This window comes from Streptomyces sp. NBC_00576 (assembly GCF_036345175.1).
In the GTDB taxonomy this organism is placed as follows: Bacteria; Actinomycetota; Actinomycetes; order Streptomycetales; family Streptomycetaceae; genus Streptomyces.
In genome coordinates this window covers 8,496,340-8,516,977 of record NZ_CP107780.1, presented here as the reverse complement: position 1 = coordinate 8,516,977, position 20,638 = coordinate 8,496,340, and the positions used below count along the sequence as shown (strand labels likewise).

14 protein-coding genes are annotated in these 20,638 nt (G+C 69.8%); 8 read left to right on the top strand and 6 right to left on the bottom strand.

The features are described 5' to 3' along the window. Nucleotide 1 precedes the first annotated feature (1 nt). Together OG734_RS37025 and rpsA are read right to left on the bottom strand one after the other, a co-directional pair. Complete coding sequence (locus tag OG734_RS37025) at nt 2-940, bottom strand: PAC2 family protein (protein ID WP_330291787.1); 939 nt, start codon at nt 938-940, stop codon at nt 2-4. A 344-nt stretch (nt 941-1,284) separates the two neighbouring features. After that, nucleotides 1,285-2,790 (bottom strand): 30S ribosomal protein S1, encoded by a 1,506-nt coding sequence (rpsA, locus tag OG734_RS37020; RefSeq protein WP_006381002.1) that lies wholly within the window; start codon nt 2,788-2,790, stop codon nt 1,285-1,287. A gap of 383 nt (nt 2,791-3,173) precedes the next feature. On the opposite strand from rpsA, the gene OG734_RS37015 reads away from it, so the two are divergent. After that, on the top strand, nt 3,174-3,986 hold the full coding sequence (locus tag OG734_RS37015) for a class I SAM-dependent methyltransferase (protein WP_330293928.1): 813 nt from the start codon (nt 3,174-3,176) through the stop codon (nt 3,984-3,986). Between the two features lie 73 nt (nt 3,987-4,059). Beyond that, the gene (gene hrpB / locus OG734_RS37010) at nt 4,060-6,585 is read left to right on the top strand and encodes an ATP-dependent helicase HrpB (protein ID WP_330291786.1); all 2,526 of its coding nucleotides are present in this window, start codon (nt 4,060-4,062) and stop codon (nt 6,583-6,585) included. Here hrpB and OG734_RS37005 read toward each other — a convergent pair. From OG734_RS37005 to OG734_RS36995, 3 genes are all read right to left on the bottom strand, one after another. After that, complete coding sequence (locus OG734_RS37005) at nt 6,575-7,567, bottom strand: DUF3068 domain-containing protein (RefSeq protein WP_330291785.1); 993 nt, start codon at nt 7,565-7,567, stop codon at nt 6,575-6,577. The two genes, hrpB and OG734_RS37005, sit on opposite strands and share 11 nt — an antisense overlap. A 30-nt stretch (nt 7,568-7,597) precedes the next feature. Continuing rightward, nucleotides 7,598-7,732, bottom strand: a complete 135-nt coding sequence (locus tag OG734_RS37000; RefSeq protein ID WP_330291784.1) for an SPW_0924 family protein — start codon at nt 7,730-7,732, stop codon at nt 7,598-7,600. Between the two features lie 160 nt (nt 7,733-7,892). After that, the gene (locus OG734_RS36995; RefSeq protein ID WP_330291783.1) at nt 7,893-9,683 is read right to left on the bottom strand and encodes a lytic transglycosylase domain-containing protein; all 1,791 of its coding nucleotides are present in this window, start codon (nt 9,681-9,683) and stop codon (nt 7,893-7,895) included. A 401-nt stretch (nt 9,684-10,084) separates the two neighbouring features. Between OG734_RS36995 and OG734_RS36990 the strand changes: the two genes are divergently transcribed. Further along, entirely contained in the window at nt 10,085-11,020 is a 936-nt protein-coding gene (locus OG734_RS36990) for a DUF4184 family protein (RefSeq protein ID WP_330291782.1), read from the top strand. Nucleotides 11,021-11,543: 523 nt separating this feature from the next. Here OG734_RS36990 and polA read toward each other — a convergent pair. Beyond that, the gene (gene polA, locus OG734_RS36985) at nt 11,544-14,270 is read right to left on the bottom strand and encodes a DNA polymerase I (protein ID WP_330291781.1); all 2,727 of its coding nucleotides are present in this window, start codon (nt 14,268-14,270) and stop codon (nt 11,544-11,546) included. Between the two features lie 186 nt (nt 14,271-14,456). Here polA and OG734_RS36980 point away from each other — a divergent pair, with 186 nt between their 5' ends. From OG734_RS36980 to OG734_RS36960, 5 genes are all read left to right on the top strand, one after another. Further along, nucleotides 14,457-16,736 carry an FdhF/YdeP family oxidoreductase gene (locus OG734_RS36980; RefSeq protein WP_330291780.1) on the top strand — a complete coding sequence of 760 codons (2,280 nt, stop codon included), beginning with the start codon at nt 14,457-14,459 and terminating at the stop codon, nt 16,734-16,736. Between the two features lie 69 nt (nt 16,737-16,805). Next, a complete protein-coding gene (locus tag OG734_RS36975; protein WP_330291779.1) occupies nt 16,806-17,270 on the top strand; it encodes a PaaI family thioesterase in 465 nt (154 codons plus the stop codon). A gap of 182 nt (nt 17,271-17,452) precedes the next feature. Further along, nucleotides 17,453-18,139 (top strand): hypothetical protein, encoded by a 687-nt coding sequence (locus OG734_RS36970; RefSeq protein WP_330291778.1) that lies wholly within the window; start codon nt 17,453-17,455, stop codon nt 18,137-18,139. A gap of 236 nt (nt 18,140-18,375) precedes the next feature. Then, nucleotides 18,376-19,593, top strand: coding sequence for a branched-chain amino acid ABC transporter substrate-binding protein (locus OG734_RS36965; RefSeq protein WP_330291777.1), 1,218 nt, complete (start codon nt 18,376-18,378; stop codon nt 19,591-19,593). A gap of 111 nt (nt 19,594-19,704) precedes the next feature. Beyond that, entirely contained in the window at nt 19,705-20,637 is a 933-nt protein-coding gene (locus OG734_RS36960; RefSeq protein ID WP_330291776.1) for a branched-chain amino acid ABC transporter permease, read from the top strand. Nucleotide 20,638: the final 1 nt, after the last annotated feature.

The window sequence follows — 20,638 nt, the reverse complement described above, 5'->3', positions numbered from 1 at the left end:
CTCAGCCCTCGCCCTCCCGCTCTGCGAGGAACCGCTCGAACTCCAGCCCGATCTCGTCGGCGGACGGGATGTCGACCGGCTCGGCGAGCATGTTGCCCCGGCTCTCGGCACCCGCAGCCGCGTCGTACTGGTGTTCAAGGCCCTGGACCAGGGCCACGAGGTCCTCGTCGCCCTCCTGGATCTGGCGGTCGATCTCCGTCTGGGTGCGGTGGGCGTCCGTGCGCAGTGCGTGCGCGATGCCGGGCAGGACCAGGCCGGTGGCCGCCGTGACGGCCTCCAGGACGGTCAGTGCGGCGTCCGGGTACGGCGAGCGCGCGATGTAGTGCGGGACGTGCGCGGCGACGCCCAGGACGTCGTGGCCGGCCTCCATGAGGCGGTACTCGACGAGCGACTCCGCGCTGCCGGGGACCTGTGCCTCCTCGAAGGGGCTGCGGTGTCCCGGCACCAGTTCGTTTCGGTTGCCGTGCGGCGTGAGACCCACGGGGCGCGTGTGCGGTACGCCCATGGGGATGCCGTGGAAGTTCACGGAAAGGCGTACACCGAGGCGCTCGACGATCTGCTGGACGGCCACCGCGAAACGCTCCCACTCGACGTCCGGCTCGGGTCCGGACAGCAGCAGGAAGGGCGCTCCCGTGGCGTCCTGGACGAGCCGCACATCGAGCGTCGGCACCTCGTAGTCCGTCCAGCGGTCGCGCTTGAACGTCAGCAGGGGGCGGCGCGCTCGGTAGTCCACGAGCCGGTCGTGATCGAAGCGGGCCACCACCTGGTGGGGCAGCGTGTCGAGCAGCCGGTCGACGATCTGGTCGCCGGTCTCGCCTGCGTCGATGTATCCGTCGAAGTGGTAGAGCATGACAAGACCGGCCGACTCCTGCGCCAATGCCATGTCGACGACGGCCAGGCCTTTCGGCTCCCATGCGTACAAACCCTGCGGATCAAGCACTGTGACCGCTCCTCCTCGTGTTCATACTCCACAACGCCGCACGCGACACGGTCATTCCCGCCCGCACCCCGCTCACAGGTACGACTTACAGGTCCGCGATGACACGGTCGTCAGGTGGACAGCACGCGCCCATGGAACAACGGCCGCTCAGGACCCACCAGTTGGAGTCGCATCCCGCGCGGTTCTGACCAACGGCAAAGCCAACTCACCAAGGAGCACGGGGAACTGTGCACCCGGCCACATACGACCCTCAGCCGAACGGCAACCGGCCGCACACAAGACTGAGGGCCCGCACCTCAAAAGGTGCGGGCCCTCAGCTAGCTGCTAAGCCTCAGCGGCTGCGATCAGCTCTGGCCACCGGCCAGCTTCTCGCGGAGCGCCGCAAGAGCCTCGTCCGACGCCAGGGCGCCGGACGTGTCGTCCGACTCCGAGGAGTACGAGCCGCCGCCACCACCGGAGGCGGCCGGAGCCGCACCCGTCGTGCTGGTGCCCTCGGCCTCGGCCTGAGCGTCGGCCTCGCGGGACTTGATGACCTGAGCCTGGTGCTGCTCGAAGCGCTGCTGCGCCTCGGCGTACTGGTTCTCCCACACCTCGCGCTGGGATTCGAAGCCCTCGAGCCAGTCGTTGGTCTCGGGGTCGAAGCCCTCGGGGTAGATGTAGTTGCCCTGGTCGTCGTACGACGCGGCCATGCCGTAGAGCGTCGGGTCGAACTCGACCGAGGCCGGGTCGGAACCGAAGGACTCGTTGGCCTGCTTCAGCGAGAGGCTGATGCGGCGGCGCTCGAGGTCGATGTCGATGACCTTGACGAAGATCTCGTCGTTGACCTGGACGACCTGCTCCGGGATCTCCACGTGGCGCTCGGCCAGCTCGGAGATGTGGACCAGACCCTCGATGCCCTCGTCCACGCGGACGAACGCACCGAACGGAACGAGCTTCGTGACCTTACCCGGGACGACCTGACCGATCTGGTGCGTCCGGGCGAACTGCTGCCACGGGTCTTCCTGCGTCGCCTTCAGCGACAGGGAGACACGCTCGCGGTCCATGTCGACGTCGAGGACCTCGACGGTGACTTCCTGGCCGACCTCGACAACCTCGGAGGGGTGGTCGATGTGCTTCCAGGAGAGCTCGGAGACGTGCACGAGACCGTCGACGCCACCCAGGTCCACGAAGGCACCGAAGTTGACGATCGAGGAGACGACGCCGGAGCGGACCTGACCCTTCTGCAGGGTCGTGAGGAACGTCTGGCGCACCTCGGACTGGGTCTGCTCGAGCCAGGCGCGGCGGGACAGAACCACGTTGTTGCGGTTCTTGTCCAGCTCGATGATCTTCGCCTCGAGCTCCTTGCCCACGTAGGGCTGGAGGTCGCGGACTCGACGCATCTCGACGAGGGAGGCCGGCAGGAAGCCACGGAGGCCGATGTCGAGGATGAGACCACCCTTGACAACCTCGATGACGGTACCGGTGACGATGCCGTCCTCTTCCTTGATCTTCTCGATGGTGCCCCAGGCGCGCTCGTACTGGGCGCGCTTCTTCGAGAGGATCAGGCGGCCTTCTTTGTCCTCCTTCTGGAGAACAAGGGCTTCGATCTCGTCGCCGACCTTGACGACCTCGTTGGGGTCGACGTCGTGCTTGATCGAGAGCTCACGGCTCGGGATGACACCTTCGGTCTTGTAACCGATGTCGAGGAGAACCTCGTCCCGGTCAACCTTGACGATGACGCCGTCGACGATGTCACCATCGTTGAAGTACTTGATCGTCTCGTCGATAGCGGCGAGGAATGCTTCCTCGTCACCGATGTCGTTGACCGCAACCTGCGGAGTGGTGGCGGTGATCTCGGTGCTGCTCGTCATGTGGGAAAGGGCTCCGGTACGGACAGAGAGTCGTAGGTACTGCTTACGCCGGGAGCCCGTTTCGCTCTGCAGACGGCCGGACAGCCAAGGAAGCGCCACACCAGGACCCGAAGATCCGGTGGCGCCTCGACAACCGAGGGGACATACATACAGATGCGAGCGCAGCCTGCTACGTCTGAGGTGCGCAGGCCCGCAGCGCAACTTGTAGCATACGGGGGCAGTCGGGCAGGGTCAATGCGCGAAGGCGCACACCCGGGGCGGATCGCCGCATACCCGGCACAAGACGTGTCCCAGGAGACCACGCGGGCGCGATGACGCCCCATTCGTGACGGCCGCCGGGACACGTCGGACCGAAGAGCCCGCAGACTAATACGAGGGAGCGGATCATCCAAGAGCCCGAATCGTCCGAGCCGGAGGCCACCCGGCGTGCCGCGGGAGTCACGGAAAGCTCCCGGGCAAACCGGGGCTGGTGGGACCGGAACGCGGACGACTACCAGAACGAGCACGGCACCTTCCTCGGCGACGACCGTTTCGTCTGGTGCCCCGAGGGCCTCGACGAGGTCGAGGCCGAGCTCCTCGGCCCGGCCGATGACCTCAAGGGCAAGGACGTCCTGGAGATCGGCGCCGGCGCGGCCCAGTGCTCGCGCTGGCTGGCCGCCCAGGGCGCCCGTCCGGTGGCCCTGGACCTCTCCCACCGTCAGCTCCAGCACGCCCTGCGGATCGGCGGCGGCGTCCCTCTGGTGGAGGCGGACGCGGGCGCCCTGCCCTTCGCGGACGGCTCCTTCGACCTGGTGTGCTCGGCGTACGGGGCCATGCCCTTCGTCGCCGATCCGGTGCTGGTGCTGCGCGAGGTGCGCCGGGTGCTGCGCCCGGGCGGGCGCTTCGTCTTCTCCGTGACGCACCCTCTCCGCTGGGCGTTCCCGGACGAGCCCGGTCCGGAGGGCCTGTCCGTCTCGCATTCGTACTTCGACCGCACGCCGTACGTCGAGCAGGACGAAGACGGCAACGCGGTGTACGTCGAGCACCACAGGACGGTCGGCGACCGCGTCCGGGACGTCGTGGCGGGCGGCTTCCGCCTGATCGACCTGGTCGAGCCGGAGTGGCCGGCCTGGAACACGTCCGAATGGGGCGGCTGGTCCCCGCTGCGCGGCGGCCTCATCCCGGGGACGGCAATCTTCGTCTGCGAGCGCGACTGAAACGGCCGGCTTCGAAAGATGCCCTCCACGCACGCGTGGAGGGCATCTTTCATGGACGTACGACACTAGGGGCGTGATCCGTTACGACGCCCTGGACGTCCTGCCCGTACGCGGCGCCCTCCCCGGCCTGACCGACGCGCTCGACGCGTACGGCACCGCCGTCCTCGTGGCCCCGCCCGGTACCGGCAAGACGACGTTGGTACCGCTGGCGCTGGCGGGGCTGCTGGGGGACGGTGGCCCGGTGCGGCAGGTGGTGGTCGCCGAGCCGAGGCGGATCGCCGCGCGGGCGGCGGCCCGGCGGATGGCGTGGCTGCTGGGTGAGCAGGTCGGCACAAGCGTCGGGTACACCGTGCGCGGGGAGCGGGTGGTCGGGCCACGCACGCGCGTGGAGGTCGTCACGACCGGTGTGCTGCTACAACGACTGCAGCGGGACCAGGAGTTGCCGGGCGTCGACGTGGTCGTGCTCGACGAGTGCCACGAACGGCACCTGGACGCGGACACGGCGGCGGCGTTCCTGGTCGACGTACGGGCGACGCTGCGCCCCGAACTGCGGCTGGTGGCTGCGTCGGCGACGACCGACGCCGAGGGCTGGGCGGGGCTGTTGGGCGGCGCGCCGGTGGTGGAGGCGGCGGGCGTGTCGTATCCGGTGGAGGTGGTGTGGGCGCCGCCGGTACGTCCGGTACGGCCGCCGCACGGTATGCGTGTCGACCCGGCGCTGCTGACGCATGTGGTGTCGGTGGTGCGGCGGGCACTGGTCGAGCGGGCGGGGGACGTCCTGTGTTTCCTGCCCGGCGTCGGCGAGATCGCGCGCGTGGCGGGCCAGTTGCGGGACCTCGGGCCCTCGGTCGAGGTGCTCCAGGTCCACGGGCGGGCACCGGCGGCGGTGCAGGACGCGGTGCTGGCGGGCGGGACGGGGCGGCGGGTGGTGCTGGCGACGTCCGTGGCGGAGTCGTCGCTGACGGTGCCGGGGGTGCGGGTGGTCGTCGACTCCGGCCTGGCGCGCGAGCCGCGGGTGGACCACGCGCGCGGGCTGAGCGCGCTGACGACGGTGCGGGCCTCGCAGGCGGCCGGGCGGCAGCGGGCGGGGCGGGCCGGGCGGGAGGCGCCGGGGGCGGTGTACCGCTGCTGGGCGGAGGCCGAGGACACCCGCCTGGCGCGCTTCCCGTCCCCCGAGATCAAGGTGGCCGACCTGACGGCGTTCGCCCTTCAGACGGCCTGCTGGGGCGACCCTGACGCCTCCGGGCTGGCCTTGCTGGACCCGCCGCCGGGTGGCGCGATGGCGGCGGCGCGGACGGTGCTGACGGCGATCGGCGCGGTGGATGCCACGGGTCGGGCCACGGACCGGGGTGTCCGTATGTCCCGCCTCGGCCTGCACCCCCGGCTGGCCCGGGCCCTGCTGGACGCGGCTCCCGAGGTGGGCGCGGTCCGGGCCGCCGAGGTGGTCGCACTGCTGAGCGAGGAGCCGCCGCGGGAGTACGGCGACGATCTCGCGGCGGCGTGGCGTACGGCCCGGCGCGGAAACGACGCGTATGCGGCCCGGTGGCGGACGGAGGCCCGCCGACTGCGTTCGGCGGCGCCGGAGAACGTGTCCCGCGAACCCGCCAACGGTTCCGCCCCGGCCACCGGGGACGACCGCGCCGTCGGGCTTGTCGCCGCGCTCGCCTTTCCCGAGCGGGTCGCCAGGGCTCAGGGCGGTTCGTATCTGATGGTGTCCGGTACCCGGGCCGAGGCCGGTGACGGTTCGGCGCTGCGGGGCGCCCCCTGGATCGCGGTCGCCGTGGCGGACCGGCCGGTCGGGGCCGGGCACGCGCGCGTACGGCTGGCCGCCACCGTCGACGAGGACACCGCGCGGTCGGCGGCGGGCGCCCTGCACACCACGGGCGAGGAGGTCCACTGGGCCGGCGGAGACGTCGTCGCCCGGCGGGTCGAGCGGCTCGGGGCGGTGGAGCTGGCGGTGCGTCCGCTGCGGGACCCCGGCCCCGGACTCGTACGCGCCGCCCTTCTTGAGGGGCTGCGGCAGGAGGGGCTCGGCCTGCTGCGGTGGTCCCAGGACGCGGGGACGCTGCGGCAGCGGCTCACGTTTCTTCATCTGCACCTGGGCACCCCCTGGCCGGACGTCTCCGAAAACGCCCTCCACGCGCGCGTGGACGAGTGGCTGGAGCCCGAGCTGAGCCGGGCACGACGACGGGCCGACCTCGGCCGGATCGAAGCGGGGCAGGCGCTCAACCGGCTCCTGCCGTGGGCCTCCGGGGAAGCCGGCCGCCTCGACGAGCTGGCACCCGAGCGGCTGGCGGTGCCGAGTGGGTCCAGGATCCGGATCGACTATTCCGATCCCGAACGGCCCGTACTCGCCGTGAAGTTGCAGGAGATGTTCGGGCTGCGGGAATCGCCCGCCGTGGCCGGTGTGCCGGTGCTCGTCCATCTGCTGTCGCCCGCCGGGCGGCCCGCCGCCGTCACCGCCGACCTCGCCTCCTTCTGGAAGGACGGCTACAAGGGCGTACGCGCCGAGTTGCGCGGCCGGTATCCGAAGCATCCGTGGCCCGAGGACCCGGCGACCGCCGAGCCGACCCGGCACACGAACGCGCGGCTCAGGCGGTGACCGGCTCGGGCGCGGAGGTCTCCGCGGGGGCGGGGTCGGCCGGCCTGCGGCCGCGCGCCTCCAGGTAGAGGGCGAGGGCCAGCAGGAGCACGCCCAGGGACAGGAAGCCCCAGGGCAGGTACGACGTCATCATCAGGACCAGTACGCGCTGCGACTTGACCAGGGCGACCGTCGACTCGATGTAGTCCTCGCGCATTTTCACGTGCCCGGCGAAGGCCGTCACCTTTTCGCGCCCCCCAAGGAGGGTGCCTCCGCGCAGTTCCTCCTGGTGGATCTCCTCGCCGTAGACGGGCGCACCGGTGACCGGTTCCACCCAGAACTTGCGGACCGTGGTGTACCAGCGGGTCATACCGGTCGCGGCGACCGTCTCGGCTGTGACGCCCTTCATCGGCAGGTCCTTGGGGAAGGCGACCTTCGTCCACGGGATGGTCTGCTCGAAGTAGTAGACCGAGATGCCACGGAAGTCCTGTGTGCCCTTGTAGTGGATGGGCGCGGTCACGCGTGCCTGCGCGTCGAAGTACTCGTAGTCCCGTTTCTCGGTCAGGAAGGGCCACTTGAACTCGATGCCCTGCCGTTTCACCGGGTCGCCGTCGACCATCTCGCCGGTGGCGTGGACCGGTTCCTGGGTGTGCGCGTCGAAGATGTAGCGCTCGGGGATCTTGGAGACCATCTTCCCGTCGGGCCCCTGGATGTAGGAGAGGCCGTCCCAGACGACCACGTCCCGCCCCGCCGTCCTCTCGATCTTCTCCGAGGCCTCGACGTTGCCCTTGAGGGTCTGCACGATAGTGACCTTGGGCACCTTCTTCGCATGGAGCGAGTCGTAGTCGAGAAGGGTCGCGTCCTTCGCCTCCAGGACCATGGCCGTGTACTGGTTCGCCGGGACCTTGGCGAGGCGCGGGAAGGCGTACCAGCGCAGCAGGGGGGACAGCGCCGCGAAGAACACGGCGAGGGCGAGCAGGATCAGGCCGGACTTTCGGCGCATCTCGGCCTCCCTCCTGGAAAGGTGCGGCGGCTAGGGGTGTGACGGGACCGTCGTCAGCAGCGGCTTCGGGGACGTCGTACCCGTCGGCGCACCGAGGGCCGTGATCGTGAGGACGAGCGCGAACGCGAGGGCGAGGCCGGTCGCGGCGGCGATCAGGGCACGCATAGGGGGCCTCCCCGGCTGCCGAGAGTGAGCTGATGGGGTGTCAGGTCGGGGCACCGTAGCAACGGGCGGCCGAGATGAGAACAGCTCGCACACACACGAAAGCGGCACCCCTCGCCATGAATGGGGTGCCGCTTTCGTACGTATGAACGTGTACGAGGATTTACGCGCTCGGGGAGTCGGAGGCCGACGGACTGGCCGCCACCGTCGGAGTCGCCGATTCCGCCGGTGGCGTGGATTCCGTCGGGGTGGGTGCCGCCGTCACCGTCAGTTCGACCGTCAGGGTGGCACCGCCGGTGGTGGTGATGCGGAGCAGGAAGGTGCCGGTGGTGGCGTCCGCGTACAGCTTCGGCAGCTTGAGCAGGCCGTTCGCGTCCGTTTCGAGACCCGCGAGGGTGCGGACCGTTTTGCCGTCCGCGTCCTTGAAGTAGGGGCCCTTGTCGTTCACGGTCGCGTCGTCGGCCGAGGTGATCAGGGTGGCGGTGGCCGCGACGCCGTCCGCGACGGCTCCGTCGTATGTGGCCTTGACCTCGACCTGGTCGGCGAACTCGCCGCCCGCCACGCTGGTGAGCGCGGTGGTTCCGGTGCGGGCGAGGGTGTCGGCGGCTCGGGCGGTGACGGTGGCCGAGTAGTCGAGACCGGTGACCGTACGGCCGACGACGACCGCGCGGATCGTGAAGGCGCCCGCCTTCTCGCCCGCCTTGAGCGCGGGTGCGACCGAGACCCCGGTGCCGTCGGTGACGACCGTGGCGACACTCTCACCGCCGGCGAAGGTGGTGTCGGTGTCGCCGATGATCGTGAAGCGGATCCTGACCTTGCCGACCGCCTTGCCGGCCGCGGTCTCCGCGCGCGTGCTGATCCTCTTGCTGAAGGCGTCGCCCGCCGTCGCGGTGAGCTTGGCGGTGCCCGCGTCCTCCAGGTGGTCCACCGTGTCGGTGGGCGTGGGCACGGGCACGGGTATCGGGGCCGGCGTGGCGGGCTTGCCCGGCTTCGCCGGGATCGGGGTGCTCGCCCCCGGCCTGCCCGGCGTACTCGTCCCCGGCACGCTCGGACTGGGGCTCGGCGTCGTCTCGACCGGTGACGGCGAGGGGTTCGCCCCGGAGTTGTCGTCACTGCGGCCTGCGGGCAGCGTGCCCGTGCCGTCCGGGACCTCGTGGGTGCCCTTTCGGTAGTACTCCAGCCACGACAGGACGAGGTTCAGATAGTCCGTGGAGTTGTTGTAGCTGAGGATCGCGCGGTTGAGATCGGCCTGCGTCGACAGATCCCAGCCGAACCGGCACAGGTAGTGGCCGGCGGCGAGGGCCGCGTCGTAGACGTTGTTGGGGTCTTCCTTGCCGTCGCCGTTTCCGTCGCGGCCCGCCCACGCCCAGGTGGACGGAATGAACTGCATGGGCCCGACGGCCGAGTCGTAGCTGCTGTTGCCGTCGTACGCCCCGTTGTCGGTGTCCCTGATGAGCGCGAAGCCGTTGCCGTCGAGCTGCGGGCCGAGGATCGGGCTGGTCGTGGTGCCGTTCGCGTCGACCCGGCCACCGCGGGCCTGACCGGACTCGACCTTGCCGATGGCCGCGAGAAGCTGCCAGGGCAGGTTGCAGCCGGGCTTGGCCGTACCCAGCGCCGTCTCGGCCTTCTTGTAGGCGTCGAGGACGGTCGCGGGTATGCCGGCCTCCGCCTCGCCGCGCGCGACCGGCATGCCTATGGTCGACGACTGCGACGGGCTCGGGCTGGGGTTCGGGCTGTTCAGAGGCGGAAGGTCCGTGTAGTACGGCGAGTTGCCGGTCGCGCTGTCGTCGGCCGTCGCGTCGGGCGTGGGCTGGGAGTCACTTGCGGTCCGTCTGCCCAGGTCGTCGACCACCGCCCCCGGAGCCTGGGACGCGGACAGAGCCGCGACCGCGAGCGCGGCCACAGCGGTGGTCGCCGCCCCCTTGCGAAGCCTCCTGCCGATGTACGCCGCCATACAGAGAACCCCTCCCGCGGGCGGCAAGCCGCCCTGTTCCGTCTGTTTTCATCCGGTCTGGGTCGACCTTGCAAACCGGCCATTTCGCCCGATTCCACGTCTTGTTCGCGCGTTCCGCCTTCATTGCGCCCACGTGCTCGACCAAGCTCCCCAGCAGGCCGACCCAGGCGACCCTACGACAACTTGCGTTGCACGGACACCCGTTCGCGCCCGATATTCACCGATTGGCCAGCTGTGAATCTGTCGCGTTCCGCGAACCCGGGTGGCCCACACGCCGCTTTTCACGCACCCCTCCCGCCGTCTCCTCACCACCCGCCGCAGCCTGCGGCCGTCCCGCATACTGGACGCCGGTGATCACCAGGGCGGTTCGCCCTCGTCAACATCCGTTCCAGGGAGCCCACTTGCCGTTCACTCTCAGCCATGCGGCGGCCGTGCTGCCCGCCGTACGCGCCGACGGAACCGGACGCGGCCGACTGATACCAGCGGTACTCGTCGCCGGCTCCTTTTCCCCCGACCTGACCTACTTCGCGGCAAGCGTCCTGCCCGGGGCGATGGAGTTCGGCAAGTTCACCCACTCCTTCCCGGGCGTCTTCACGTTCGACGTGGTCGTCGCCTGGGCACTGGTGGCCCTGTGGCTGCTCCTGCGCGAGCCGCTGGTGGCCCTGCTGCCACGCGCCCGGCAGAGCCGGACGGCGACTCTGCTGCGCTGCGGAACCCCCCGCGCGCGGGTGACACCGTCTCTGATGCTCAGGTGGTACGCGTCGGCCGCCCTCGGCGCCCTGACCCATGTCGTCTGGGACGCGTTCACGCACCACGACCGGTGGGGGCTGCGGCTGTTCCCCGTCCTGGAGCGCACACTGGCGGGCTCACCCCTGTACTGGTACCTGCAGTACGGCACTTCGGCGCTGGCCGCGGTGGTCATCGCCTGGTTCGTGTACCACGCGCTACGGCGGACCGTCGCGGGTGAGCCGACAGGCGTACCGCTGCTGTCGGTACGGGACCGGTGGCTGGCCTGCGCCGTGATCGGCGGCTGCGCGGCGGTGGGAGCGGTACAACGGGTGCTGCGCTGGTGGGCGCACTGGGGTTCGACGGCAAAGCCGTGGGAGGTGATCCCGACGTTGTGCTTCGGAGCGGGTGCGGGCCTGCTGTCAGGGCTGATCCTGTACGCGGCCGGGGTCCGGGCACGGCGTCCCGGTGAGCGGACGGAGACCTCTGCCCCGGAAAACCACCACCTCCGTACCGAAGGCCACGTGGAGGGCCATACAGAAGGCCACGCGGAGAGGGACGCGGAGGATCACGCGGGAGGACGTGCCGGGGGGCGTACGGGTTCTCGCTGACCGCCGCGAAACGGCCGGCGCAGCCACGCCCGACCCCGACCGGCCCAGCGGCGCCAGGCCTGGGAGCGGCCCGGCGGCGGGAGGCCGGAGCGCGGGCCGAGGTGGGCACGGCGGATGATGCGGGGATGCGGCGCGAGTACGCGCCGGAGCGCCTCCGCACGGCATCCGAGGGGCGCGGTGACAGGGCTGCTGCCAGGCATGCGCGCGGTGCTCGCGTCGGCCGCGAACGCCAGCACCGGAGAGGGCCGCACGGGGGCCGTCCAGCGGGTGAGCGTACGTATACCCATGCCCGCATCCTGTCGGGCAGCCCCAGGGGAGGCGTCTTCGCGAGGGCCACGCGAGTGACGGTGCCTCCCGGGGGTTGTGCGGGTCGGGATCCGGGGGCCGCACCAGACCTCAGTACCTGGTGCGGCTCACGCGGGGCCCTGTCCATGTGCGGCTCCGCCGCGCGGGCGCGACCAGCCCCCACCGGCCCGAGGCAGACGAACCGCCTCCCAAGACGAACCGCCCCGCCAGCGGAGCGCTAATGCGCGGCCGACTCCCAGTCGAGCCCCGAGCCCACCGACACGTCCAGCGGTGCCCGGAGGGATACCGCGCCCGCCATCTCCCGGCGGACCAGTTCCTCCGTGGCCTCGCGCTCGCCCGGGGCGATCTCCAGGACGATTTCGTCGTGGACCTGGAGCAGCATGCGGGACTTGAGCTTCGCCTCCTCCAGCGCCCGGCCCACATTCAGCATCGCGATCTTGACGATGTCCGCCGCCGTGCCCTGGATCGGGGCGTTCAGGGCCATGCGCTCGGCCATCTCACGGCGCTGGCGGTTGTCGCTGTTCAGGTCGGGGAGGTAGCGGCGGCGGCCGAAGAGTGTCTCCGTGTAGCCCGTCGCCCGCGCCTCGTCGACAGCCCGCCGCAGATAGTCCCGTACGCCGCCGAAGCGTTCGAAGTACGTGTCCATCAGGCCGCGTGCCTCGCCCGCGTCGATGTTCAGCTGCCCGGACAGACCGAAGGCCGACAGGCCGTACGCCAGGCCGTACGACATTGCCTTGATCTTGCGGCGCATCTCCGCGTCCACCGCGGAGCGGTCGACCGCGAACACCTGGGAAGCGACCGTGGTGTGCAGGTCCTCACCCGACGTGAACGCCTCCACCAGGCCCTCGTCCTCCGAGAGATGGGCCATCACCCGGAGTTCGATCTGGCTGTAGTCCGCGGTCATCAGTGACTCGAAGCCCTCGCCGACCACGAACCCGCGACGGATGGCACGGCCCTCGTCCGTACGGACCGGGATGTTCTGGAGGTTGGGGTCCGTGGAGGACAGCCGGCCTGTCGCCGCCACCGTCTGGTTGAACGTCGTGTGGATACGGCCGTCAGCCGCGATCGTCTTGATCAGGCCCTCAACGGTGACGCGCAGCTTCGCCTGCTCGCGATGGCGGAGCATGACGACCGGCAGTTCGTTGTCCGTCTGGTTCGCCAGCCACGCCAGAGCGTCCGCGTCCGTCGTGTAGCCCGTCTTGGTCTTCTTCGTCTTCGGCAGGCCCAGCTCCCCGAAGAGGACCTCCTGGAGCTGCTTGGGCGAGCCGAGGTTGAACTCGTGACCGACCGCCGCGTGCGCCTCCTTCACCGCCTGCTGCACCGCACCCGCGAACATCTGCTCCATGGCCTCCAGGTGGGCCCGGTCCGCCGCGATGCCGTGCCGCTCCATGCGGGCCAGCAGCGCCGACGTCGGCAGTTCCATGTCCCGCAGCAGCTCCGCCGCGCCGACTTCCTGGAGGCGCTCGCCGAACGCCTCGCCCAGGTCGACGATCGTGCGGGCCTGCACCATCAGGGAGTCGGCCTCCGCGCCCTCGTCCGTACCGAAGGCCAGCTGGCCGTCCGCCGTCGCCGCGGGCGCCAGTTCACGGCCGAGGTACTCCAGGGACAGCGCGTCCAGGTCGAAGGAACGCCGGCCCGGCTTGACCAGGTACGCGGCCAGCGCCGTGTCCATGCTCACCCCGGCCACGGTCCAGCCGTGCTCCGCGAAGACCCGCATCGCGCCCTTGGCACCGTGGAACACCTTGGGCCGGTCCGCGTCTGCCAGCCAGGCCGCGAACGCGTTCTCGTCGGCCTCGTCCAGCTCCGCCGGGTCGAACCAGGCCGCCGCTCCCCCGGGCGCGGCGAGCGCGATCTCGGCGACCGAGCCACTGCCCAGCGCCCAGGTGTCGACCGTCGCGACGCCGAGGACAGTCGTGCCGTGCTCGGTGAGCCAGGGCGCCAGCTCCCCCGCGCCGAGCACCGTCCCGTCCACCTCGACACCGCCCTCGGGCACCGGTCCGGCCTCGGCCACCTCGGCGCCCGGGTCGACGGCCAGCAGCCGCTCGCGCAGCGAGGGGTTGCGGATCTCCAGGGTGTCGAGGACCACCGCCACCGCCGTACGGTCGTACGCCGCCCGCTCCAAGTCCATGACCGTCTTCGGGAGTTCGACGTCCCGGACCATCTCCGTGAGCCGGCGGTTGAGCTTGACGGCGTCCAGATGGTCGCGCAGGTTCTGCCCGACCTTGCCCTTGACCTCCTCGACCCGCTCGACCAGGTCCGCGAACGAGCCGAACTGGTTGATCCACTTCGCCGCCGTCTTCTCACCGACCCCCGGAATGCCCGGGAGGTTGTCGGACGGGTCGCCGCGCAGCGCCGCGAAGTCCGGGTACTGGGCCGGCGTCAACCCGTACTTCTCGAAGACCTTCTCCGGGGTGAACCGGGTCAGCTCGGAGACGCCCTTCGTCGGATACAGCACCGTCGTGTTCTCGGTGACCAGCTGGAAGGAGTCCCGGTCGCCGGTGACGATCAGCACCTCGAAGCCCTCGGCCTCGGCCTGCGTGGTCAGCGTGGCGATGACGTCGTCGGCCTCGAAACCGTCGACCGCGAACCGCTCCGCATGCATCGCGTCGAGCAACTCGCCGATCAGCTCGACCTGCCCCTTGAACTCGTCCGGCGTCTTCGACCGGTTCGCCTTGTATTCCGTGAACTCCTCGGAACGCCAGGTCTTGCGGGACACGTCGAACGCCACCGCGAAGTGCGTGGGCGCCTCGTCGCGCAGCGTGTTGGCGAGCATCGACGCGAAGCCGTAGATCGCGTTCGTCGGCTGACCCGTCGCGGTCGTGAAGTTCTCCGCGGGCAGCGCGAAGAACGCGCGGTACGCCAGCGAATGCCCGTCCATGAGCATCAGCCGGGGGCGGCCCGTGCCGGAGGTCTTCTCGGTCTTCTTCGCTGCTGTTTCTGCCACGACCCCGATCCTGCCACGTGCCACTGACAACGCGGTCCGCCCGGGCCATCCAGCCGCCCCAGGACCCAGTACACCGTTGTCCCTACCCCGTGCGAGGATCGAACAGGTGGTACACGCGCAGGGTGGACCATGCGCGCACCCACCACGCGCAAGCGGAGAGACACGTGCAAGCGAAGGGGCTCAGCCATGGCCAGCAAGCCGCCGAAGAGTGATCCGGTCCAGGACGCGCCGCAGGTCGCCGACCCCAAGCATGCCGCGGCCGGCCTGCCCGCCATCGGCCACACCCTGCGCATCGCCCAGCAGCAGATGGGCGTCCGCCGCACCGCACTCACCCTCCTGCGCGTCAACCAGAAGGACGGCTTCGACTGTCCGGGCTGCGCCTGGCCCGAGCCCGAGCACCGGCACGCAGCGGAGTTCTGCGAGAACGGCGCAAAAGCGGTTGCCGAGGAAGCCACCCTGCGCCGCGTCACCCCGGAGTTCTTCACCGCGCACACCGTGACCGACCTGGCCGGCCGCAGCGGCTACTGGCTGGGCCAGCAGGGCCGTCTCACCCACCCCATGTATCTGCCCGAGGGCGCCGACCGCTACGAACCGGTCTCCTGGGACCGCGCCTTCGACATCGTCGCCGAGGAGATCAAGGCCCTCGGCTCGCCGGACGAGGCCCTCTTCTACACCTCGGGCCGCACCAGCAACGAGGCGGCCTTCCTCTACCAGCTGTTCGCCCGCGAACTGGGCACGAACAACCTCCCCGACTGTTCCAACATGTGCCACGAGTCGTCGGGTTCCGCGCTCTCCGAGACCATCGGCATCGGCAAGGGCAGCGTCCTCCTGGAGGACCTCTACAAGGCCGATCTGATCATCGTCGCCGGCCAGAACCCCGGCACCAACCACCCTCGGATGCTCTCCGCCCTCGAGAAGGCGAAGGCGAACGGCGCGCGGATCATCAGCGTCAACCCGCTGCCCGAGGCCGGCCTCGAACGCTTCAAGAACCCGCAGACCCCCCAGGGCATGCTCAAGGGCGCCGCCCTCACCGACCTGTTCCTGCAGATCCGCATCGGTGGCGACCAGGCCCTCTTCCGTCTCCTCAACAAGCTCATCCTGGACACCCAGGGCGCGGTCGACGAGTCCTTCGTCCGCGAACACACCCACGGCTACGAGGAATTCGTCGAGGCGGCCCGCGCCGCCGACTGGGACGAGACCCTCACCGCGACGGGCCTCACGCGCGCGGAGATCGAAAAAGCCCTCGGCATGGTCCTGGCCTCCGAGCGCACCATCGTGTGCTGGGCGATGGGGCTGACCCAGCACAAGCACTCCGTGCCCACCATCCGCGAAGTGGTCAACTTCCTTCTCCTGCGCGGAAACATAGGCCGCCCCGGCGCCGGCGTCTGCCCGGTGCGCGGCCACTCGAACGTGCAGGGCGACCGCACCATGGGCATCTTCGAACGCCCCGCACCCGCCTTCCTGGACGCCCTGGAGAAGGAGTTCGGCTTCGCCCCGCCGCGCGAACACGGCTACGACGTCGTACGGGCCATCCGTGCCCTGCGCGACGGCGAGGCGAAGGTCTTCTTCGCCATGGGCGGCAACTTCGTCTCCGCCTCCCCCGACACCGAGGTCACCGAGGCGGCCATGCGCCGCGCCCGCCTCACCGTGCACGTGTCGACGAAGCTGAACCGCTCGCACGCCGTCACGGGCGCGCGTGCCCTCATCCTGCCGACACTCGGCCGCACCGAGCGCGACCTCCAGGGCAGCGGCGAGCAGTTCGTGACGGTCGAGGACTCCATGGGCATGGTGCACGCCTCCCGGGGCCGCCTGGACCCGGCGAGCACACATCTCCTCTCCGAGCCGGCCATCGTCTGCCGACTGGCCCGGCGCGTGCTGGGCGAGGACTCCCGCACCCCCTGGGAGGACTTCGAGAAGGACTACGCCACGGTCCGCGACCGCATCGCACGCGTGATCCCGGGCTTCGAGAACTTCAACGCGCGCGTCGCCGACCCGGCCGGCTTCACCCTCCCGCACGCCCCGCGCGACGAGCGCCGCTTCCCGACGGCCACCGGCAAGGCGAACTTCACCGCGGCGCCCGTCGAGTTCCCGAAGCTCCCCGAAGGCCGCCTGCTGCTGCAGACCCTGCGCTCGCACGACCAGTACAACACCACGATCTACGGTCTGGACGACCGCTACCGGGGCATCAAGAACGGCCGCCGCGTCGTGCTGGTGAACCCGGAGGACGCGCGGACCCTCGGGCTCGCCGACGGGTCGTACGTCGACCTCGTGAGCGAGTGGAAGGACGGCGTCGAGCGCCGGGCGCCCGGGTTCCGGATCGTTTTCTACCCGACGGCCCGGGGATGCGCGGCGGCCTACTACCCGGAGACCAACGTCCTGGTCCCGCTGGACGCCACCGCCGACACCAGTAACACCCCGGCCAGCAAATCCGTGGTCGTGCGTCTGGAACAATCGGCTACCGACTGAGCGTTTGCTCAGTGGATGGACGTAGGCGTGCGGACGCTGTAGCGATCACGACGAACGGAGCCGGGCCCCATGGGTGAGCAGCAGCATGTGAAGTTCCCGCAAGAGGTCATAGACGAGTACACGGCACTGGGTATCGACGTGATGGCCATGTTCTCCGCGGGACACCTGGGGAACCGGATGGGCGTCCAGATCGTCGAGGCGTCGGCCGACCGCGTCGTCGGCACGATGCCCGTCGAGGGCAACACACAGCCGTACGGGCTGCTGCACGGGGGCGCGTCCGCGGTGCTGGCCGAGACGCTCGGGTCGGTCGGGGCCATGCTGCACGGAGGCAGCTCGAAGATCGCCGTGGGTGTGGACCTGAACTGCACCCACCATCGCGGGGCCCGCTCCGGCCTGGTCACCGGCGTGGCCACGCCGGTGCACCGGGGGCGGTCGACGGCGACGTACGAGGTCGTGATCACGGACGAGGCCGACAAGCGCGTGTGCACGGCACGGCTGACGTGCCTGCTGCGGGACGCGCCTGCGGCGGGCTGAGGGCGTTCCCCTCGCCCCCGCCGCCCCTACCCGCCCCATCTCGTCCCTGGGGGCTGCGCCCCCAGACCCCCGCTCCGGCCCTGAACGGGTTGTCCTCAACACCGGACGGGCCGGACGGGAGGTCGGCGCCCCGTTGTCCGCCCCTCACCCCCCCACTACCGTTCCCCCATGAGGCTGCGACCATGACCGGCATCGGCCCCGTCGAGCCCGTCAACTCGTCGGATGCGCAAGACACTTACGAAGTCATCGGTGCCGACACACCACGCTTCACGGACCGCTGGCAGGCCCTGCCGACACGCGTTCGCAGAGCCGTTCTCGGCACCGCCGCGCTCGCCGCCGCGACAGCCGCAGTCATCGCCCTCCTGCCCCCGAACCCCTCCTCCCCCACCAACACCACCCTCACCCCCATGCCCTGGCCCGCGAACGTCACCACGTTCCGGTACACAGGACTCGCCGCGACCTTCGACTCCACGCCCGCCAACGGCCTGTTCCGGTTCGCGGTGACCGTGCACAGCGGGCCACCCGTCACCCTGCGCGTCACCGGCACCGGCTTCGACGGTCTCACCGCCCGCATCTCTCCCGCGCAGACCTCCACAATCAACGCCGGGACCACCCGCCGGATCACCGTCCAGATATCCGTGGTCGACTGCGCGGACCTCCCCCTTGACGCGGATCTCCCGTTTCTTGACGTAACGCTGCGTAACACACGCGCAATACAACATCAGAGTTTCACATTCGGCGGCGCCTACCCCGACGACCTCACACAGCTCCTCCACGCGGCCTGCCACCCCTTGCCCCCGCGGCCAAGCACAAGGCCACAGGCAGAGGCAACCGGACACGCAGATTCTCAAAATATGGACAGAAAGTAATTCCGGCCAAACTGGCCGAGATCAACCTTCGCCAAGGATCACCAACCGGCACGTCATAACAAGAAAGTCACAAGCAAGCCCTCCCATATGCTCCCACCCACCGAGGGGCTTAGAGTCACGGCCAGTCACCGCGCCGCCGGGCGCGTCTACAGCACGACCTGCCCCACCCCCCAGTACGGCCCGGCGAGACACACGGCAGCCCAGCAGGGCCGCTGCGCCAGGGAGAGGATTTAATCGTGCGTCAGCGTTCTTTGGTCGTACTCACCTCCATGCTCACCACCGGAGCACTCGCACTGACCGCCTGCGGTTCGCGCGACGAGAGCGGAGGCGACAGCGACAAGAAGACCGAGATCATCATCGGCGTCGACGCCCCGCTGACCGGCGCGAACTCCGCCACGGGCCTCGGCATCCAGGGTGGCGTGCAGATCGCCGTCGACGACGCCAACAAGAACAACACCGTTCCCGGCGTGACCTTCAAGGTCCAGGCGCTCGACGACAAGGCCATCCCGGCCCAGGGCCAGTCGAACGCCACCGCGCTCGTCAGCAACGACAAGGTCCTCGGCGTCGTCGGCCCGCTGAACTCCGGCGTCGCCACCCAGATGCAGCAGGTCTTCGCCACCGCCAACCTGGTCGAGATCTCGCCCTCCAACACTGCGCCCGAGCTCACCCAGGGCAAGAACTGGCAGACGGCGAAGTCGCGCCCCTTCAAGACGTACTTCCGCACCGCCACCACCGACGCCCTCCAGGGCGGCTTCGCCGCCGACTACGCGTACACCACGCTCAAGAAGCGCAACGTCTTCGTCGTCGACGACAAGCAGACCTACGGCGCGGGCCTGGCCAAGCTCTTCAAGGCCGGCTTCACCGGATCCGGCGGCAAGGTGGCCGGCGAGGACCACGTCAACACCGGCGACACGGACTTCTCGGCCCTCGTCACCAAGATCAAGAACTCCAAGGCCGACCTCGTCTACTACGGCGGCCAGTACGACGAGTCCGAGAAGCTCACCAAGCAGCTCAAGGACGGCGGCGCCAAGATCCCGCTCTTCGGCGGTGACGGTATGTTCACCCCGACCTACATCGAGTCCGCCGGCAAGACCTCCGAGGGTGACCTCGTCACCTCCGTCGGCGCACCCGTCGACTCCCTGCCCGCCGCCGCGGACTTCATCAAGAAGTACAAGGCCTCCGGCCTCAAGGGCGACTACGGCACCTACGGTGGCTACTCCTACGACGCCGCGACCGCCATCATCAAGGCGATCGGCAACGTCGTGAAGGACGGCAAGGTCCCGGACGACGCCCGCGCCCAGATCGTCGCCGAGGTACAGAAGACCAAGTTCGACGGCATCGCCGGCCCCGTGGCCTTCGACGAGTACGGTGACACCACCAACAAGCAGCTCACCGTCTACCAGGTCGTCTCCGGCGCATGGAAGGCCGTCAAGAGCGGCACGTTCAACGGCTGATCTCCACCGCCGCTAGCACCACCCACGGGCCGCGCGGCCACGACCACACGTCACCGCGCGGCCCGCTTCACGCCCTGCTCCACTCCCCACCACCCACATGGAGGCCATGCGGTGAACACTCTGCCGCAGCAGCTGGCCAACGGGCTGTTCCTCGGCTCGATGTACGGGCTGATCGCCATCGGATACACGATGGTGTACGGCATCGTCCAGCTCATCAACTTCGCCCATGGCGAGATCTTCATGACCGGCGGCTTCGGCGCACTCACGGTCTATCTCTTCGTCCTGCCCGACGACACATCCATGTGGCTAGCCCTACCAGCCATGCTCATCGGCGGCGGACTCGTCTCCGTCCTCATCGCGGTCGGCGCCGAACGCTTCGCCTACCGACCACTACGCGGAGCGCCACGCCTCGCACCACTCATCACCGCCATCGGCCTCTCCCTCGCCCTCCAGCAGGCCGTCTTCAACTGGTACCCCGACGCCAAGACCGACCGTAACTTCCCCCAGCTGGACTTCGGCCCCTGGCACCTCGGCTCCATCAGCGTCAGCAGCGGCTCCGTATTCGTCATAGTCGCCGCCCCCCTGTGCATGGCAGCCCTCGCCCTCTTCGTCAACCTCTCCCGCACCGGCCGCGCCATGCAGGCCACCGCGCAGGACCCCGACACCGCCCAGCTCATGGGCATCGACACCAACCGCATCATCGTGATCGCCTTCGCCATCGGCGGGTTCTTCGCCGCAGTCGCCGCAGTCGCCTACGGCCTGCGCTACGGCTCGGTCAAGTACGACATGGGCTTCCAGATGGGACTCAAGGCCTTCACCGCCGCCGTCCTCGGCGGCATCGGCAACATCTACGGCGCCATGATCGGCGGCCTCGTACTCGGCCTCGCCGAAACCATGGCCACCTCCTACATCGACGGCATCCCCGGCATGCAGCAGCTCGGAGGTGGCGGCTGGGCATCCGTCTGGGCCTTCGTCCTCCTCATCCTCGTACTGCTGTTCAGGCCACAAGGCCTGGTCGGCGAACGCGTCGCGGACAGGGCGTGAG

Bases quoted from the DNA above. Each gene is read 5' to 3' on its own strand.
- OG734_RS36970 (WP_330291778.1), top strand. From the start codon at position 17,453: ATGACCGGCATCGGCCCCGTCGAGCCCGTCAACTCGTCGGATGCGCAA.
- OG734_RS36980 (WP_330291780.1), top strand. From the start codon at position 14,457: ATGGCCAGCAAGCCGCCGAAGAGTGATCCGGTCCAGGACGCGCCGCAG.
- OG734_RS37005 (WP_330291785.1), bottom strand. From the start codon at position 7,567: ATGCGCCGAAAGTCCGGCCTGATCCTGCTCGCCCTCGCCGTGTTCTTC.
- OG734_RS36995 (WP_330291783.1), bottom strand. From the start codon at position 9,683: ATGGCGGCGTACATCGGCAGGAGGCTTCGCAAGGGGGCGGCGACCACC.
- OG734_RS36975 (WP_330291779.1), top strand. From the start codon at position 16,806: ATGGGTGAGCAGCAGCATGTGAAGTTCCCGCAAGAGGTCATAGACGAG.
- OG734_RS37000 (WP_330291784.1), bottom strand. From the start codon at position 7,732: ATGCGTGCCCTGATCGCCGCCGCGACCGGCCTCGCCCTCGCGTTCGCG.
- rpsA (WP_006381002.1), bottom strand. From the start codon at position 2,790: ATGACGAGCAGCACCGAGATCACCGCCACCACTCCGCAGGTTGCGGTC.